Raw genomic sequence first — 16,534 nt, forward strand, 5'->3', positions numbered from 1 at the left:
GAACAAGGGATTACCGCCCGCGGCGGATCGGGGCAAGTGCGCGGACGCGACCGGCGACCGGCGACGCCTCTTCCCCGGCCCCGGTTACCGCCCGTTCGGGCGACGACCGGTCCGCCGGGAGAGCGCCAGCTCGAACCAGACGGTCTTGCCGCGGGCCGTCGTGCTGCTGCCCCACTCCCGGGCGAGGCCGGTCACCAGGACGAGGCCGCGGCCGAACTCGTCCTCCGCGGTGGCGTCGAGGAGCGCGGCCGGGGCGGGCTCGTCGTCGCTGACCTCGCAGAGCAGGGCGCCGGTGCGAACCAGCCGGAGCCCGATGTGGTGGGTGCGGCCGTGTTTCACCGCGTTGGTGACCAGCTCGCTGACCATCAGCTCGGCCGACTCCACCGCGCCGGGCAGCTCCCAGTCGAGCAGCTTGCCCCGGACCATCCGGCGGGCGCGCGCCACTTCGCGTGGGTCCAGGGCGAGTTGCCACTCCGCGACGTCGTCCTCCGGGATGCCGTTGAGCCGGGCCATCAGCAGGGCGACATCGTCCTTGCGGCCGTCGCGGGGGTTGAGTGCCCGGATGATCGTGTCGCAGGCGTCGTCCATGGACGCGGCGGGATGCGCGGCCGAGGCGCAGAGCGCGGCGAGACCGGCGCCGATGTCCTGGCCGCGCACCTCGACCAGCCCGTCGGTGCAGAGCACCAGGCGGTCGCCCGGCAGGACCCGCACGGTCGCCGTCGCGAAGGCCACCCCGCCGACCCCGATCGGGGCACCGGTCGGCAGATCGAGCAGCTCGGCCCGGCCGTCCTCCGCGTGGACGAGCACGGGCGGGATGTGCCCGGCGTTGGCGATCTGGAGTTCGGAGCGGATCGGGTCGTACACCGCGTAGAGGCAGGTGGCGAGGTACTGCTCGCCGAGCCGCTGGGCCAGGTCGTCCAGATTGCGCAGCAGCTGCGCGGGCTCCATCTCCATGGTGGCCATGGTCAGCACGGCGGTACGCAACTGGCCCATCATCGCAGCCGAGTTGAGGCCGTGCCCCATCACGTCGCCGACGACGAGCGCGGTCCGGGAGCCGGGGAGCTTCACCGAGTCGAACCAGTCGCCGCCGACCCGGCCGAGCCGGGCGCCCGGCAGGTAGCGGGTGGCGATGTCGCAGCCGGCCATGCGTGGCTCGACCTGGGGCAGCATGCTGTCCTGGAGGGTCTCTGCGACGTTCTCCTGGTAGGTGTACATGCGGGCGTTGTCCAGGACGAGCCCGGCCCTGGCGGCGAGTTCGGCGCCGGTGGTGCGGTCCATGTCGTCGAAGGGCTCCCGCCCCGGGCGCCGCATCAGGACCATGAAGCCGAGCACCACGTCGCGGGCCTTGAGCGGCACGATGAGCAGGGACCGGTGGGTGATCAGCGGACGCAGGTCGCGCTTCTCGAACTCACCGGAGATCCGGTTGCTCAACTCCTCGCTGACATAGGGGATGATGACCGGCTCGCCGGTGACCATGCACTGGAAGAAGGGGGTGTGTTCCGGGAACGCGATGGATTCGCCCACGGGCACGGTGTCGTCCCAGCGGCCGGGTTCGTCGTTGTGCTCGACCCAGACCCGGTGCCAGACCGTCGTCACGTCGGGCGGCCCGTCCGGGAAGCCCTCACCGGCGAGGACGGCGGCGCGCAGATGCGTACCCGCGAAGTCGGTGAAGCGGGGCACCGCGGCGCTGGTGACCTCGCGGATGGTGCGTTCCAGGTCGAGGGAGGAACCGATTCGGCCGCTGACCTCGTTGAGGAATTCCAGCCGCTCACGGACCGCCGCGTATTCGAGGTCCAGCTCGGGGCGGGGCACCGCGCGGGGCGCGGGCCGTCCGTCGTCGATGTGCGGCGAAGTCGCCGCACCGGGGCGTCCGACGCGCTGCGGCACCCCCCAGTCGGGGGTCACCGGGATCCGGTCGTGGTGGCTGAACTCCAGGACCGGATAGCCGAGTTCGAGTACCTGGGAGACGATCCGGGTGGCCTCGTGGACGCTCATGCTGGGCAGGATCTCGGGCAGCCGACCGGACAGTTCCCGGTAGCCGGGGAGGTCGGTGTGCAGGGCGAATCCGGGTGCGATCGTGTCCGCGCCCCGTCCCTGTCCCGCCTCGGCGCCGCGCACCTGCGCGGAGTCCGCGGCGAGCACGAGCAGCCGCTCCGGGCCGGGCCCGACGAGCGGATAGGCCCACCACAGGACCTCGATCCGGCCCCGGTCCGGCTGGTCCACCCGGGCCCGGCCCGCTGTCGGATAGGCGGCGGTACCGCTGAGGGAGCTGTCCAGCTCCGGACCGAACTCGGCGTACATCGCGTCCCGCGTCGGTTCGTCCCGGTCCCGCAACGCCCCTGAGACGGGGAGCAGTTCACCGGCCGGACAGCCGACCGCGTCCTCCCGGGCGACACCGAAGAGCCTTCTGGCGCCGGACGACCAGTGCGACACACGTCCGTCCGTGTCGACGACGACCACGGCGAGCGGCACACGGCCCGCCGCCGCGTCTCGCGGTTGTGGTGTCCTGTGCTCCGGCACACCGGGTTCCATGGGTGGAAGGCTCCTTCCCCACCGCAAGGTTCTGCGGTACGTGGCTCCACCGTACGGGGCCGTGACCGGCGCCCGCCGGTCATCGACGGAATCACCCACGAAGGTGGTGCGCCCCGCGCACTCGGGGGGCGCACTGCCCTCGCCACCGCTGTCGCGGGGTCAGTCCTCGTGACCCAGCTGGAGGTCCCGTTCGGTGCGCCCGCCGCCCGCGACCTGGAGGACCGTGGCCACCGGCGGGTAGCCGGCGGCGATCACGGTGTACTCGCCGGTGGACAGGTCGACGAACCGGAAGGCTCCGTCGGGCCCGGTGGTCACGGTGTCGACGACGTTGCCGGCCGCGTCCAGGAGCGTGACCCGGGCGTCCTCGACGAGCCGCCCGCCGCTGGCGCGCACGACACCGCGCAGCACGGCGCCGCCGGCCAGTTCGATGTCCTGCCGGGTCTCCCGGGCCGCCTGCACACTGACCGGCAGCGCGGCGGGCCGGAACGCGGGGGCGCTGGCCGCGAGGGTGTACTCCCCTGCCACCAGTTCCGAGATCACGTAGCCGCCCTCGCGACCGCTGCGGGTGGAGGAGACGACCTCGCCGCGTACGTCGGTGAGTGTGACGGCGGCGTCCCGCACCGGAGCGCCGTCCGGCGTCAGGACGGTTCCCGCCAGCCGGCCCGCCCCGCCGAGCACCACGTCGAGCTCCACCGGCCGCTCGCCCACGGTGACGCTGACCGCCTGCGGCTGGTGGCCCCCGGCGGCGGCGATGAGGACGTACGAACCGGCGCCGGGGACGCTGAGCGCGTACCGCCCCTCCTCACCGCTGGCGCCCCTGCCGACCTGCTGCCCCTGGACGTCGATGAGGGTGAGGGCGGCGCGGGGGACCTTCGTGCCGTCGGGATGCTGGACGCTGCCGCTGACGGGCACCCCCGCGAGGTGCCCGGCGGGCTGGGGGCCGGGGTTGACCCGGGCGGACGGGATCGTCGCGGGCTCTGCTGCGGTTTCCGGGCTGTGGTGGGACACCAGCGGTTTCTCCTTGAGGAAGAAGGCGAAGAACAGGCCGAGCACGAGGACCGGCACGAGGTAGAGGAAGATCCGGGGCATCGCGTCGGCGTACGCCTGGATATAACTGTCGCGCAGCGCCGGCTCCATGGCGTGGACCAGCTGCGGGGTGATCGACTCGGGGTCGGGCAGACCGGCCCCGGCCGGCAGGCGCACCGCGAGCGCGTCGGCGAGGCGCCCGGCGAAGAGCGTGCCGAAGACGGCCGCGCCGACGCTGCCGCCGATCTGCCGGAAGTAGTTGTTGGCACTGGTGGCGGTGCCGAGGTCGGCGGGCCGTACGGAGTTCTGCACGGCGAGCACCAGCACCGGCATGATCAGTCCGATCCCGAGCCCGAGCACCGCCTGCGAAATGCTGTACTCCAGCCGCGGGGTGTCCGTTTCGAGCCGGGACAGCAGCCACATGCCGATCGCCGCCAGCGCGCTCCCGGCGATCGGGTAGACGCGGTATTTGCCGGTACGGGAGATGAGCTGGCCGGAGACGACCGAAGCGGCGACGATGCCGCCCATCATCGGGAGCATCAGCAGGCCGGACTCGGTGGCGGTGGCCCCGTCGACCATCTGCAGGAAGGTCGGCAGGTAGCTGGCCGCGCCGAACAGGGCGATCCCGACCACCGCGCCGACGAGTGCGCTGATGTTGAAGATCGAGTCGCGGAACAGCCGCAGCGGGATGATCGGTTCGGGCGCGCGCTGCTCGACGACGACGAAGAGCAGGGTCGTCACGACGGCTCCCGCGGCCAGTGCCAGGATGGTGCCGGAGCTCCAGGCGTACTCCGTACCGCCCCAGCTGGTGACCAGCACCACGCAGGTGGAAGCGGCGGCCAGCAGCACGGCGCCGAGGATGTCGAGCCGGGGCCGGACGGCCGGCTTCGGCAGCTTCAGCACGACGGTGATGACGGCGAAGGTGACCAGGCCGAACGGGATGTTGATGTAGAAGCACCAGCGCCAGGAGGCGTGGTCGGTGAAGAAGCCGCCGAGCAACGGGCCCGCCACGGAGGCGAGTCCGAAGGCCGCGCCGATCAGCCCCATGAACCGGCCGCGTTCCCTGGGCGGCACGACGTCCGCGATGATCGCCTGGACGCCGATCATCAGACCGCCGCCGCCGACGCCCTGGAGGGCGCGGAAGGCGATGAGTTCGTCCATGGTGCGCGACCAGCCGGCCAGCGCGGAGCCGATCACGAACACGACGATCGCGAACTGGAAGACGCCCTTGCGCCCGAAGAGGTCGCCGAGCTTTCCGTAGACCGGGAGCCCGATGGTGGAGGCGAGCAGATAGGCGGTGACCGCCCAGGACATCTTCTCCAGGCCGTGCAGCTCACCGACGATCTTCGGGAGCGCGGTGGCGACGATCATCTGGTCGAGCGCCGCGAGCAGCAGCGTGAGCATCAGCCCGATGAAGATGAGCCGGATGCGGCGCGGGTCCGTCTCGAAGGCGGGCGGCATGACCGCGTCCGGCGCCGTCGCGGGTGGAGCGGGCGGAGCAGGTGGAACGGGTGGCGACGGGGGCGGTTCGGACGTCCGCACCGTCGCGGTGTCGCCCGGACCGTCGGGCTCGTCCTTCACCAGAGTGATCCCACCCACCACGTGCCGCTCCCCTCGTCGCATCTGCGCCGCCCATTTCTCGCATCGCGATACAAGGGAGGGCAAACGCGGCGGGGGGCGCTGACGGCGCACTCGGAGGGCTTAGCTCCCGGTGAGAGCCACTACGGCGCACAACCGGGCGGGTGGAAAGACCACCCGAACCGGTGAGGCAGGAAACGCGGACCGGGGGTTACTTCTCCACCTCGGTGGCAAGGTTCTGCAGCAATTCGTCGTAGATGCGGCCGAGTCCCTTGGGCGCGAAGGTGCGCTCGAAGAACCCGCCGATGCCGCCGGCACCGTTCCAGACGGTCGAGACGACGGCCTTGGACTTGCCCTCGCCGGCCGGGGTGACGGTCCACGTCGTGACCATCGAGGAGTTGCGGTCCTTCTCCACCAGCTGACCGCCCCCATAGCCTGCGGCATGGGAGGGGCCCCCTGACGGCTCGCTGACCTCCAGCAGGCAGTCGCGCACCCGCTTACTGGTGGCCTGGAGCTTCCAGTGGACGAGGGTGCCCTCTCCGTCGCCGCCCTCACGCACCTCGTACTCGCTGAACTGGCCGGGCAGCACCTTGCCGCGGACGTCCTTGTAGTCGGCCAGCGCGTCGAACACCGCTTCCGGGTCCGCCGCGATGATCCGCTCTGTCGTGGCCTCGACCTGCGCCATGGCTGTTCCTCCAGCACTCGGTTGTTCGGGGGTGTGCTGAGCCAACCACCTCCGGCACCCGGCTCAAAATCCGGTCGGGGACGAAGGGGAGAAAACGATCAAGGGAACAAGTGTTCTATTCTCGGGTCAGTGCTACCTAGGAGGCGTCCATGCGCTGGGACAATCTGGCAGACAACCCCGCCAAGACCACCAAGAGCGGGGAGGCCGCGCTCTTCGCCGCGGACGCGGTGACGACGCGCACCTTCGACACTCCGGAGTTCCGCGGCATCACCTTCCACGAGGTCCGGGCCCGCTCGGCGCTGAACCGGGTGCCCGGCGCGTCCCGGATGCCCTTCGAATGGACGGTGAACCCCTACCGCGGCTGTTCGCACGCGTGCGTCTACTGCTTCGCCCGCAAGACCCACAGCTATCTGGACCTCGACACCGGGCTCGGCTTCGACTCCCAGATCGTCGTCAAGATCAACGCCCCGGAGCTGGTGCGCCGCGAACTCGCCTCGCCGCGCTGGCACGGCGCGCACATAGCGATGGGGACCAATGTCGACTGCTACCAGCGGGCCGAGGGCCGCTACCGGCTGATGCCCGGCATCCTCGCGGCCCTGCGCGACCACGCGAACCCCTTCTCGATCCTGACCAAGGGCACCCTGATCCTGCGCGACCTGGAACTGCTGCGGCAGGCCGCGGAGGTCACAGAGGTGGGCGTCTCGGTCTCCGTCGGCTTCGTCGACCCCGAGCTCTGGCGCACCGTGGAGCCCGGCACCCCCTCCCCCGAGCGCCGCCTCGACGTCGTACGCGCCCTCAGCGGGCACGGCATCGGCTGCGGGGTCCTGATGGCGCCCGTCATCCCGTTCCTCGGGGACCGGCCGGAACAGCTGCGGGCGACCGTCCGCGCGATCGCCGCCGCCGGCGCGACCTCCGTGACCCCGCTCGTCCTGCATCTGCGCCCCGGCTCCCGGGAGTGGTTCATGGAGTGGCTCGGCCGCCACCACCCGGGGCTGGTGGGCCGTTACGAGCGCCTGTACGCGGACGGGGCGTACGCGCCCACCTGGTATCAGCGCCGGATCACGCGCCGCGTGCACGAGCTGGCGACCGAGTACGGCATCGGGCCCTCGCGCCGGGGCACCTCGCGCGCCCTCCCCGCGCGGGACGAGCCGCAGCCCCCGCTGGACGGCTCCGAGCCCACCCAGCTGACCCTGCTCTGACCGGCCGCCGCGCGGCTGCGACGACCGCGACGGCCGCGGCGCGCCGGGGTCCCACGGGCAAACGGGTCATCTCTCACCACAACAGGTCCTTCCGGTCCCGAATACGGGGAGCATCCCGCGGGGGCTGCCGCCACGCGCAGCCGTGTTCCCCCCACCACGGGAGGCCATATGACGAAACGTTCAGGAATTCTGTTCGCCGTCGGGGCGACGGTCGCCGGTCTGGTGACCGCCGCCCCGTCCCCGGCGACCGCCGACACGGGCACGCAGCGGGTCGCGGCGCCCAAGTGGACCGCCTGCGCCACCAAGGCGTCCCCGACGCTCCAGTGCGCGTCGGTGAGCGCCCCGCTCGACCATGACGACCCGTCGGGCCGGAAGGTCACCCTCGCCCTGACCCGGGTCCCGCACACCTCGAAGACGTTCCAGGGCCCGCTGCTGGTCAACCCCGGCGGTCCCGGCGGCAGCGGACTGTCGATGGCCGGTTTCGTCGCCGCGTCGCTGCCGAAGGCGGTGGCCGCCCAGTACGACGTGATCGGCTTCGATCCGCGCGGCGTGGGCAAGAGCCGGCCGGCCCTGGACTGCGTGCCCAAGTACTCCGATCCGGTGCGGCCGGACTCGGTGCCGAACTCCCTCGGGGGCGAGCGGATCAACCGGGAACGCGCCCGGTCCTTCGCGGCCGCCTGTGGCCAGAAGTACCCGGACCTGTTGCCGTACATGGACACGGTCAGCGCGGCCAAGGACCTCGACGTGATCCGGCGGGCGACCGGCGCCGCGAAGCTCAACTACCTCGGGTACTCCTACGGCACCTACCTGGGCTCGGTGTACGCCAAGCTGTTCCCGGACCGCGTGCGGCGCCTGGTGCTCGACTCCAACGTCGACCCGACCGGCGTCTGGTACGACGACAACCTGAGCCAGGACTACGCGTTCGACACCCGGCACAAGGCGTTCATGGCCTGGGTGGCGAAGTACGACAGCACGTACAAGCTGGGCAGCGACCCCGCGAAGGTCGAGGCCGTCTGGTACCGGATGCGGAACGCCGTCAAGAAGCATCCCGCGGGCAAGAAGGTCGGCGCGAGCGAGCTGGACGACACGTTCCTGCCGGGCGGCTACTACAACGGCTACTGGCCCGCGCTGGCCGAGGCGTTCGCCGGTTACGTGAACCACAAGGACGAGAAGACGCTGGTCAAGGCGTACGAGCGGTTCGGCGCGGTCGACGCGGAGGGCGACAACGGGTACTCGGTCTACACCGCCGTGCAGTGCCGTGACGCCGAGTGGCCGCGCGACTGGAACGTCTGGCGCAACGACACCTGGCGAGTGCACTCCAAGGCCCCCTTCATGGCCTGGAGCAACACCTGGTACAACGCCCCGTGCGCCGACTGGCCGGTGGAGCCGCTGAACCCGGTCCGGATCTCCAACCACGCCCTGCCGCCCGCACTGCTCTTCCAGGCCACGGACGACGCGGCCACCCCGTACGAGGGCGGCGTCACCCTGCACCGCAAGCTCCGCGGCTCCAGCCTGGTCGTCGAGCAGGGTGGCGGCAACCACGGCGTCACCCTGAGCGGCAACGACTGCCTGGACGCGTATCTGGCGGACTATCTCGCCAAGGGCACCGTGCCACGCGGGAAGGGCGGCGACGTGGGCGCGGTCTGCGCCAAGTCGCCGGACCCCAAGCCCACGACCGGCAAGACCGCGAAGACCGCGAAGGCGGCAGCCCGCGCGGGCACCGGCGACCGGGGCAGCGCGCTGCACGGGATCCTCGGCTTCCGGGGCTGACGGGCAGAAACCGCGTTCCCCACCGGGGGCGTGCGCGAGAGGATGGGCGGATGACCACCCGCCCCACACCGGCGCACGCCCCCGAACCGCTGATTCGGGACATGACCATTGACGACTGCGAGGCCGTCTCGACAGTCCGGGTACGCGGCTGGCGGAGCGCGTACGCCGGACTGATGCCGCAGGCGTATCTGGACGCGATGAGCGTCGCGGAGGACGCGGAGCGGCGCCGGGGGTTCTTCGCCGAGGGCAACCAGGTCGTCAACGTGGTGGCCGAGCGGGCGGGCCTCGGCGTCATCGGCTGGGCCGCGTACGGGCCGTACCGCGAGAACGGCGCACGGCTCGCGCGCGGTGAGCTGTACGCGATCTACGTACTGCCTGAGCTGACGGGGACGGGGGTGGGCCGGGCCCTGATGTCCGAGGTGCTGGCGCGCGCCGGCGCGGCCGGCCATCGGGATCTCGCGCTCTGGGTACTCAGGGAGAACACGCAGGCCCGCCGCTTCTACGCCCGCGCGGGCTTCCGGGCGGACGGCGCAGCGGAATCCTTCGAGGTGGACGGCGTGCCGGTGCCCGAGGTGCGTTACGTACGCCCGCTCGGCACGCACTGAAACGCGCCGGTTCACTCGCCTCAGTACGCCGGAAGTCTGCCGAGCGCCTCCGCCGCCGCGTCGCCCAGCCGGGGATGCGGCAGGGCTGTCTCCAGCAGCGGGCGAGCCCGCGCGTCACCGAGCAGCCCGAGCTCCTCGACGCAGGCGAGCGCCACCCTCCAGTGCGGTTCGTCCGGACCGAGGAGCCCGCGCAGGGTGGTCATCAGGGCCGGTACGGACTCCGGGGCGCGCAGTTCGCCGAGCAGCCGGACCGGGTACAACGCGTAGGCGGTGCGCAGGGAGTTGGTGGCTAGCGCGGCGGCGGCGCGCGGGGTGCGCGGGTCGCCGAGGCGGGCCAGCGCGTGTGCCGCGCCGGCGCAGCGCTCCGGGTCGCGGTGGTTGAGCAGCAGCACCAGGGTCTCGAAGGCGCGGCGGTCGCCGCCGCAGCCCAGCCGGAACGCCGCGATCTCGCGTGCCCACAGCGGGCGTTCGCGCTCGACGAGGACCCGCGCCAGCTCCTCTTCGTCCTCGGTGGCGATCAGCCGGTGGTAGGCGGCAGACCCTTCGGCCTCTTCGGCCAGCCGGTGCGTCAGCGACCGCAGCTCCTCGTCCATGACGGTCAGCGTATCGGTGAGCACACAGCGTGCCGGAGAGTGCCTCGAATGTGAGGGGGGCCACAACGATCCAGGGCTGGCGCGCTCGTTACTCGCCGGTTAACCTCATGTGAGCGGGACACTCCCCCGCCGGCTCCGGTGGCCTGGTGACGCAGCCACCCGGAGTGGATGTCGGTTCGGCAGCTTTGCGAGGCGTGACTCCGGGACAGAGTCCGCCGCCCCTTCCCGGTCCGGGTGTGCCCTTCGCACCCGGCCGCGAGCACCACGACAGGCAACTCCCGCACGCCGTGCGGCGGTCCGGGCCACCGGCCCCTCTCATCGACCGCGCGCGCCGTGCGTCCCTCAGTCGTCACTCATCCCTGGAGTCCCGTGATGGACACCCCGCTCAGCACCATCGCCGTCATCGGCCTCGGCACGATGGGCACCGGCATCGCCGAGGTCCTCGCCCGGTCCGGCCGCGAGGTCATCGGTATCGACATCAGCGACGTGGCGGCCCGCCAGTCCGTCGCCTCCCTTGAGGCCTCCACCGCACGGGCCGTGCGGCGCGAGCGGATCACCGAGGAGGAGCGGCGCGACATCCTCGCCCGCTTCCGTACCTTCTCCGACGTCCAGGCCGCCGCGGAGGCGGAGCTCGTCATCGAGGTCGTGCCCGAGTCGTACGAGATCAAGCAGCAGGTGTTCCGGGAGCTCGACGCGGTCGTCTCGCCCACCGCGATCCTCGCGACGGGCACCAACGCGCTGTCGGTGACCCGGCTCGCCGCGGAGTCGCTGCACCCGGAGCGCGTGCTCGGCCTGCACTTCTTCAACCCGGCGCCCGCGATGAAGCTGGTCGAGGTGGTCTCGTCCGTGCTGACCGCGCCGCCGGCCGTCGCGGCGGTCACGGAACTCGCCCGGCAGCTGGGCAAGGAGCCGGTCGCGGTCGGCGACCGTCCGGGGTTCGTGGCCGACGGGCTGCTGTTCGGCTACCTCAACCAGGCCGCGGCGATGTACGAGGCGAACTACGCGTCGCGCGAGGACATCGACGCGGCGATGAAGCTGGGCTGCGGGCTGCCGATGGGCCCGCTCGCCCTGCTGGACCTGATCGGCGTCGACACCGCCCGCACCGTCCTGGAGGCGATGTACAGCGCCTCGCACGACCGGCTGCACGCCCCCGCGCCGGTCCTCGGCCAGCTCAGCGAGGCCGGGCTGACCGGCCGCAAGGCGGGCCGCGGCTTCTACACGTACGCGGAGCCGGGCAGCCAGGACGTGGTCCCGGACGCGCTGACGCCCTCGCCGGACGGCGGTACGGGCGCCGGGCGGACCGTGCGCTCCGTGGGCGTCGCCGGGTCCGGGACGATGGCCTCGGGGATCGCGGAGGTGTTCGCGAAGGCCGGTTACGACGTGGTGCTCGCCGCACGCGGGCAGGAGAAGGCGGAGACCGCGAAGGGCCGGATCGCGAAGTCGCTCGAACGGTCGGTCGCCAAGGGGCGGCTGACGGCCGGGGACCGGGACGAGACGCTGGCCCGGATCACCGCGGCCGGCTCGCTGGACGCCTTCTCCGAGGTCGATCTCGCCGTCGAGGCCGTGGCCGAGGACCTGTTGGTGAAGCAGCAGCTGTTCGCCACCCTGGACAAGGTGTGCAGGCCGGGCGCGGTCCTCGCCACCACCACGTCCTCACTGCCGGTCGTGTCGGTCGCGCGGGCCACCTCGCGGCCCCAGGACGTCATCGGGATGCACTTCTTCAACCCGGCCCCCGCGATGAAGCTGGTCGAGGTGGTCCGCACGGTGCTGACGGCCGACGACGTGCACGCCACGGTCCGCGAGGTCTGCGTCAAGGTGCGCAAGCACCCGGTGGACTGCGGGGACCGGGCCGGGTTCATCGTGAACGCGCTGCTGTTCCCGTACCTGAACAACGCGATCAAGATGGTCGAGGAGCACTACGCGACGCTGGACGACATCGACGCCGCGATGAAGCTGGGCGGCGGCTATCCGATGGGCCCGTTCGAGCTGCTGGACGTCGTGGGCCTCGATGTCTCGCTCGCCATCGAGAAGGTGCTGCACAGCGAGTTCCGTGACCCGGGACTCGCCCCGGCGCCGCTGCTGGAGCATCTGGTGGCCGCCGGCTGCCTCGGCCGCAAGACGGGGCGCGGCTTCCGCGAATATGCCCGTCGCTGACGGGGGCGGCGGCTGGGGCGGGCTGCTCGGTCGCGCGGGCGGCCCGCCCCCACAGGCGCACTCCCCCGCACCGATGCAGTACGTTCACACCATGCCCCAGCCCGCCAGGTCCCCCCGTGTGTCCGCCGCGCCCGACGCCCCGGAAAGTGCCGCGGGCACGCGTGCCGCCGCCCAACGGCTCAAAATGCGCCGTGAACTGGCCGCCGCGGCGATGGAGCTCTTCGCCACGAAGGGGTACGAGGCGACGACGGTCGACGAGATCGCGGGCGCCGCGGGCGTCGCCAGGCGCACCTTCTTCCGGCACTTCCGCTCCAAGGAAGAGGCCATCTTCCCGGACCACGACGACACTCTCGTACGCGCGGAGGCGGTCCTGAACGCCGCTCCCGCGCACGAGCACCCGCTCGACACGGTCTGCCGGGGCATCAAGGAAGTCATGAAGATGTACGCGGCGAAGCCCGCGGTCTCGGTGGCCCGCTACAAGCTGACCCGTGAGGTGCCCACCCTGCGGGAGGCCGAGATCGCCTCGGTGGCCCGCTACGAGCGGCTGTTCACGCGTTATCTGCTGGGCCACTTCGACGAGCGCGACCACCATGTCGGCAACGACGACCCGCTGCTGGCGGAGGTCGCGGCGTCCGCCGTGGTCACCGCGCACAACCATGTGCTGCGCCGGTGGCTGCGGGTGGACGGCCAGGGCGATGTGGAGGCGCAGCTGGACCACGCGTTCGCCATCGTCCGCGACACCTTCGGCACCGGGATCGGCGCGGGCCGCACGGCGGGCAGCGAGCCGGCGAAGCCGCCCGCCGCCTCGGTGAGCGCCGAGGGAGAGGTGCTGGTCGCCGTCGCCCGCACGGACGCGCCGCTGGACGAAGTGATGCGCACGATCCAGCAGGCCCTCAAGGAGCGCTGAGCAGGAGCCGGGCGGGGCGCACGGCTACCGGCGGGCTCACTGCCACGGCGGCGGTGAGGTCCCGTCGTTCCAGGCCGCGAGCGCCTCGCCGTCCACACAGAGGATCGCGCACTGCTCCGCGTACTCCAGGGCCGGAGTGGTGTACGCGCTGGTGGTGACGCAGAGGGCTATCTCGGCCTCGTGCACGGCGTAGCAGGTTCCGCCGAACCGCTGGAGGTCCTGCGAGCCGACCTTGTTGTCCGGCCCGTAGTACTTGCACTGGACGACCAGTCGCCGTCCGTCGGGGGCGATCGCGATCACATCGGCCCCCAGGTCGCCCGCTCCGCCGACGACCCGCACGTCGAAGCAGCCGTCCCGCTCGCAGAGCGCGGCGATCGCGTCCTCGAACCCGTCGGCGTCCAGGGGCTCCTGGCCCTGCTCCTCCTCCTCGGGCGCGGCCGGCTCCCACTCCTGTTCCAGCACCGGTTCCGGCAGGACGGCCGTGCGCCCCATGCCGTCGTCGTGGAGGGGCCGGTATTCCGGCCGGTATTCCGGGTCCGGGGAGCTCCAGGGCTCCTGGGGCGGCTCGAAGAGCTCCTGCACGGCCTCGGAGAGGGGGCCGGGGCCGCCGCGCGGGCGGCGACGCGTCCGGCGGAGGTGCAGGAGAAGGGCGCCCGCCAAGGCGAGCGCGGCGGCCGGCACGACGGCGGCCGGATGCCTGAGCATCCCCTCCCAGGCGATGCGCACCATCAGTCCTCCGCCGCAGATCAGCAGGGCCACGGCCCCGAATCCGCCGGCGGTCGCACGCACACTGAAAGCCTTCGGGGAGCCGCCGGAGCTCCGCCCTCGCACCGGTACCGTCATGCGCACCGCCCCGATATGTGTCTTCCAAGATCATTCATGTCTGGCATCTGCCCCGCCCGGCCCGATTCAGCGGCCGCAAATCCGGTTGCCGGTGCACCGGCCCGGTGCTGTGGTGTGCGGATGAGCGATCAGACAACCGCACATCGTGAAGAACTGCTGGCCGTCTTCGACCGGGAGATGCGCGAATTCGCCCGCCCCGACGGCCCCGGCGACCGCGTCGAGCGCATCGGCGACGTCGTACGCCGGAACGGCGCGGCCCACGACTGGAACGGGGTCGTGTGGTCCTCCCCGGACCTGGACGCCGCACGGGCCGACGCGGCGATCGCCGCCCAGGTTGCGCACTGCGAGGAGCACGGGTGCGACGAGTTCGAGTGGAAGCTGTACGGCCACGACCGCCCGGCCGATCTGGGGGACCGGCTGCTGGCGGCCGGTTTCGAGGCCGAGGAGCCGGAGACCCTGCTGGTCGCGACGGTCGCGGAGCTGCCCACGGAGGTCGTGCTCCCCGACGGCGTCCGGCTGCGCACCGTACGTGACGAGGCCGATGTGGAGCTGATGGCCCGCGCCCACGAGCAGGCGTTCGGCTCGGACCGACCCCGGCTGCGGCAGCAGGTGCTGGCCCGGCTGAAGGAGGACCCGGACCACTTCGTCGGGGTGCTGGCCATGGCGGGCGAGGAGCCGGTGAGCTCGGCCCGGATGGAGCTGTACCCGGACACCGGCTTCGCCGGACTGTGGGGCGGCGGCACCGTGGAGGCGTGGCGCGGCCGGGGCGTCTACCGGGCGCTGATCGCCTTCCGGACCCGGATCGCCGCAGAGCGCGGCTACCGCTACCTCCAGGTCGACGCGACCGAGGACAGCCGCCCGATTCTCCAGCGCCTCGGGTTCACGGCCCTCACCACGACGACCCCGTACATCTACCGCCCCGCCTCCTGACCTTCCAGCACGGGGCACGACACGACGGGGCACAACGCGCCAAAACTCCCCTCCTGTTGCTCATGCGTGGCACCCGGACGACAATTGAGGGAAATTGCTGGCACCCAGTGCCTTGCCAGCTGTCACGGAGTGCCATACGTTGAAGTCGTCCGGGCGGCCGGCGTGCTGAGACCTCACGTACGCCGGCTGTCCCCGCAAGCCAGGTGCCTGCGTGCCCGGACGCCTGCGTCACAGGCAAACCCTTCCGCTCCACAGAGCGAACAGCCGAAGCACCACCCGCCGAACCGACGGCACACCTCCACGCAACACCGCTCCCCCTGCTTCGCAGGACCCTCAAGCGTTCCCTCAAACGCAGCTCCATCGGAGGCACACCGTGAAGGAAATCCTGGACGCGATCCAATCGCAGGACAGCAACGCCGCGGACTTCGCGGCCCTGTCCATCCCCGAGTCGTACCGCGCGGTGACCGTGCACAAGGACGAGGCCGAGATGTTCGCCGGCGTCGACAGCCGCGACAAGGACCCCCGCAAGTCCCTCCACATCGAGGACGTGCCGGTGCCCGAGCTGGGTCCGGGCGAGGCGCTGGTGGCGGTCATGGCCAGCTCGGTCAACTACAACTCCGTGTGGACGTCGATCTTCGAGCCCGTCTCGACCTTCGGCTTCCTGGAGCGGTACGGAAAGCTCAGCGACCTCAGCAAGCGCCACGACCTGCCGTACCACGTCATCGGCTCGGACCTGGCGGGCGTCGTCCTGCGCACCGGCCCCGGCGTCAACGCCTGGCACCCCGGTGACGAGGTCGTCGCGCACTGCCTCTCGGTCGAACTGGAGTCCTCGGACGGCCACAACGACACGATGCTCGACCCCGAGCAGCGCATCTGGGGCTTCGAGACCAACTTCGGCGGCCTGGCAGAGGTCGCCCTGGTGAAGTCGAACCAGCTGATGCCGAAGCCGGACCACCTCAGCTGGGAGGAGGCCGCGTCTCCCGGACTGGTCAACTCGACCGCGTACCGCCAGCTCGTCTCGCGCAACGGCGCGGGGATGAAGCAGGGCGACAACGTGCTGATCTGGGGCGCGAGCGGCGGACTCGGCTCGTACGCCACGCAGTTCGCACTGGCCGGCGGCGCCAACCCGATCTGTGTCGTCTCCAGCGACCAGAAGGCGGAGATCTGCCGGAAGATGGGCGCGGAGGCGATCATCGACCGCAACGCCGAGGGCTACAAGTTCTGGCAGGACGAGCACAACCAGGACCCGCGCGAGTGGAAGCGGTTCGGCAAGCGCATCCGCGAACTGACCGGCGGCGAGGACGTCGACATCGTCTTCGAGCACCCCGGCCGCGAGACCTTCGGCGCCAGTGTCTATGTGACCCGCAAGGGCGGCACGATCGTCACCTGCGCCTCGACCTCGGGCTACACCCACGAGTACGACAACCGCTACCTGTGGATGTCGCTCAAGCGCATCATCGGCTCGCACTTCGCCAACTACCGCGAGGCGTGGGAGGCCAACCGCCTGATCGCCAAGGGGAAGATCCACCCGACGCTGTCGAAGGTCTACTCCCTGGAGGAGACCGGCCAGGCCGCGTACGACGTGCACCGCAACCTCCACCAGGGCAAGGTCGGCGTCCTGGCACTGGCGCCGCGCGAGGGCCTGGGCGTGCGCGACCACGAGATGCGCGAGCGGCACATCGACGCCATCAACCGATTCCGGGACATCTGAC

12 protein-coding genes are annotated in these 16,534 nt (G+C 71.6%); 7 read left to right on the plus strand and 5 right to left on the minus strand.

The features are described from left to right. Nucleotides 1–84: 84 nt before the first annotated feature. The 3 genes from ACFVQ0_RS04455 to ACFVQ0_RS04465 form a co-directional block, all read right to left on the minus strand. Nucleotides 85–2,532, minus strand: coding sequence for a SpoIIE family protein phosphatase (locus ACFVQ0_RS04455; RefSeq protein ID WP_390084438.1), 2,448 nt, complete (start codon nucleotides 2,530–2,532; stop codon nucleotides 85–87). A gap of 159 nt (nucleotides 2,533–2,691) precedes the next feature. After that, entirely contained in the window at nucleotides 2,692–5,160 is a 2,469-nt protein-coding gene (locus tag ACFVQ0_RS04460; protein ID WP_390084440.1) for an MFS transporter, read from the minus strand. Nucleotides 5,161–5,347: 187 nt separating this feature from the next. Continuing rightward, on the minus strand, nucleotides 5,348–5,821 hold the full coding sequence (locus ACFVQ0_RS04465) for an SRPBCC family protein (protein WP_390084442.1): 474 nt from the start codon (nucleotides 5,819–5,821) through the stop codon (nucleotides 5,348–5,350). 149 nt (nucleotides 5,822–5,970) lie between these two features. Here ACFVQ0_RS04465 and ACFVQ0_RS04470 point away from each other — a divergent pair, with 149 nt between their 5' ends. The 3 genes from ACFVQ0_RS04470 to ACFVQ0_RS04480 all read left to right on the plus strand — a co-directional run bounded on the left by ACFVQ0_RS04470 (nucleotide 5,971) and on the right by ACFVQ0_RS04480 (nucleotide 9,395). After that, complete coding sequence (locus ACFVQ0_RS04470) at nucleotides 5,971–7,020, plus strand: Rv2578c family radical SAM protein (RefSeq protein ID WP_390084444.1); 1,050 nt, start codon at nucleotides 5,971–5,973, stop codon at nucleotides 7,018–7,020. A gap of 168 nt (nucleotides 7,021–7,188) precedes the next feature. Next, complete coding sequence (locus ACFVQ0_RS04475) at nucleotides 7,189–8,790, plus strand: alpha/beta hydrolase (RefSeq protein ID WP_390084446.1); 1,602 nt, start codon at nucleotides 7,189–7,191, stop codon at nucleotides 8,788–8,790. A gap of 50 nt (nucleotides 8,791–8,840) precedes the next feature. After that, the gene (locus ACFVQ0_RS04480; protein ID WP_390084448.1) at nucleotides 8,841–9,395 is read left to right on the plus strand and encodes a GNAT family N-acetyltransferase; all 555 of its coding nucleotides are present in this window, start codon (nucleotides 8,841–8,843) and stop codon (nucleotides 9,393–9,395) included. A 20-nt stretch (nucleotides 9,396–9,415) separates the two neighbouring features. Here the strand turns inward: ACFVQ0_RS04480 and ACFVQ0_RS04485 are convergent, their stop codons facing one another. Beyond that, the gene (locus tag ACFVQ0_RS04485) at nucleotides 9,416–9,988 is read right to left on the minus strand and encodes an adenylosuccinate lyase (protein WP_390084450.1); all 573 of its coding nucleotides are present in this window, start codon (nucleotides 9,986–9,988) and stop codon (nucleotides 9,416–9,418) included. A 372-nt stretch (nucleotides 9,989–10,360) separates the two neighbouring features. Here ACFVQ0_RS04485 and ACFVQ0_RS04490 point away from each other — a divergent pair, with 372 nt between their 5' ends. Both ACFVQ0_RS04490 and ACFVQ0_RS04495 read left to right on the plus strand, forming a co-directional pair. Next, complete coding sequence (locus tag ACFVQ0_RS04490) at nucleotides 10,361–12,142, plus strand: 3-hydroxyacyl-CoA dehydrogenase family protein (protein ID WP_390084452.1); 1,782 nt, start codon at nucleotides 10,361–10,363, stop codon at nucleotides 12,140–12,142. Between the two features lie 91 nt (nucleotides 12,143–12,233). After that, the gene (locus tag ACFVQ0_RS04495) at nucleotides 12,234–13,049 is read left to right on the plus strand and encodes a TetR family transcriptional regulator (RefSeq protein WP_311302195.1); all 816 of its coding nucleotides are present in this window, start codon (nucleotides 12,234–12,236) and stop codon (nucleotides 13,047–13,049) included. 36 nt (nucleotides 13,050–13,085) lie between these two features. Here ACFVQ0_RS04495 and ACFVQ0_RS04500 read toward each other — a convergent pair whose 3' ends face one another. After that, entirely contained in the window at nucleotides 13,086–13,838 is a 753-nt protein-coding gene (locus tag ACFVQ0_RS04500; RefSeq protein WP_390084454.1) for a restriction endonuclease, read from the minus strand. 174 nt (nucleotides 13,839–14,012) lie between these two features. On the opposite strand from ACFVQ0_RS04500, the gene ACFVQ0_RS04505 reads away from it, so the two are divergent. Continuing rightward, nucleotides 14,013–14,822 (plus strand): GNAT family N-acetyltransferase, encoded by an 810-nt coding sequence (locus ACFVQ0_RS04505; RefSeq protein ID WP_390084456.1) that lies wholly within the window; start codon nucleotides 14,013–14,015, stop codon nucleotides 14,820–14,822. Between the two features lie 373 nt (nucleotides 14,823–15,195). Further along, nucleotides 15,196–16,533, plus strand: a complete 1,338-nt coding sequence (ccrA, locus tag ACFVQ0_RS04510) for a crotonyl-CoA carboxylase/reductase (protein WP_390084458.1) — start codon at nucleotides 15,196–15,198, stop codon at nucleotides 16,531–16,533. Nucleotide 16,534: the final 1 nt, after the last annotated feature.

Origin of the sequence: Streptomyces sp. NPDC057900 (genome assembly GCF_042887885.1) — a bacterium.
Lineage (GTDB): Bacteria > Actinomycetota > Actinomycetes > Streptomycetales > Streptomycetaceae > Streptomyces.

Excerpts from the sequence above, each read along its gene's own strand:
- ACFVQ0_RS04495 (WP_311302195.1), top strand. The coding sequence starts at position 12,234 with ATGCCCCAGCCCGCCAGGTCCCCCCGTGTGTCCGCCGCGCCCGACGCC.
- ACFVQ0_RS04505 (WP_390084456.1), top strand. The coding sequence starts at position 14,013 with ATGAGCGATCAGACAACCGCACATCGTGAAGAACTGCTGGCCGTCTTC.
- ACFVQ0_RS04475 (WP_390084446.1), top strand. The coding sequence starts at position 7,189 with ATGACGAAACGTTCAGGAATTCTGTTCGCCGTCGGGGCGACGGTCGCC.
- ACFVQ0_RS04485 (WP_390084450.1), bottom strand. The coding sequence starts at position 9,988 with ATGGACGAGGAGCTGCGGTCGCTGACGCACCGGCTGGCCGAAGAGGCC.
- ACFVQ0_RS04455 (WP_390084438.1), bottom strand. The coding sequence starts at position 2,532 with ATGGAACCCGGTGTGCCGGAGCACAGGACACCACAACCGCGAGACGCG.
- ACFVQ0_RS04490 (WP_390084452.1), top strand. The coding sequence starts at position 10,361 with ATGGACACCCCGCTCAGCACCATCGCCGTCATCGGCCTCGGCACGATG.
- ACFVQ0_RS04480 (WP_390084448.1), top strand. The coding sequence starts at position 8,841 with ATGACCACCCGCCCCACACCGGCGCACGCCCCCGAACCGCTGATTCGG.
- ACFVQ0_RS04470 (WP_390084444.1), top strand. The coding sequence starts at position 5,971 with ATGCGCTGGGACAATCTGGCAGACAACCCCGCCAAGACCACCAAGAGC.
- ACFVQ0_RS04465 (WP_390084442.1), bottom strand. The coding sequence starts at position 5,821 with ATGGCGCAGGTCGAGGCCACGACAGAGCGGATCATCGCGGCGGACCCG.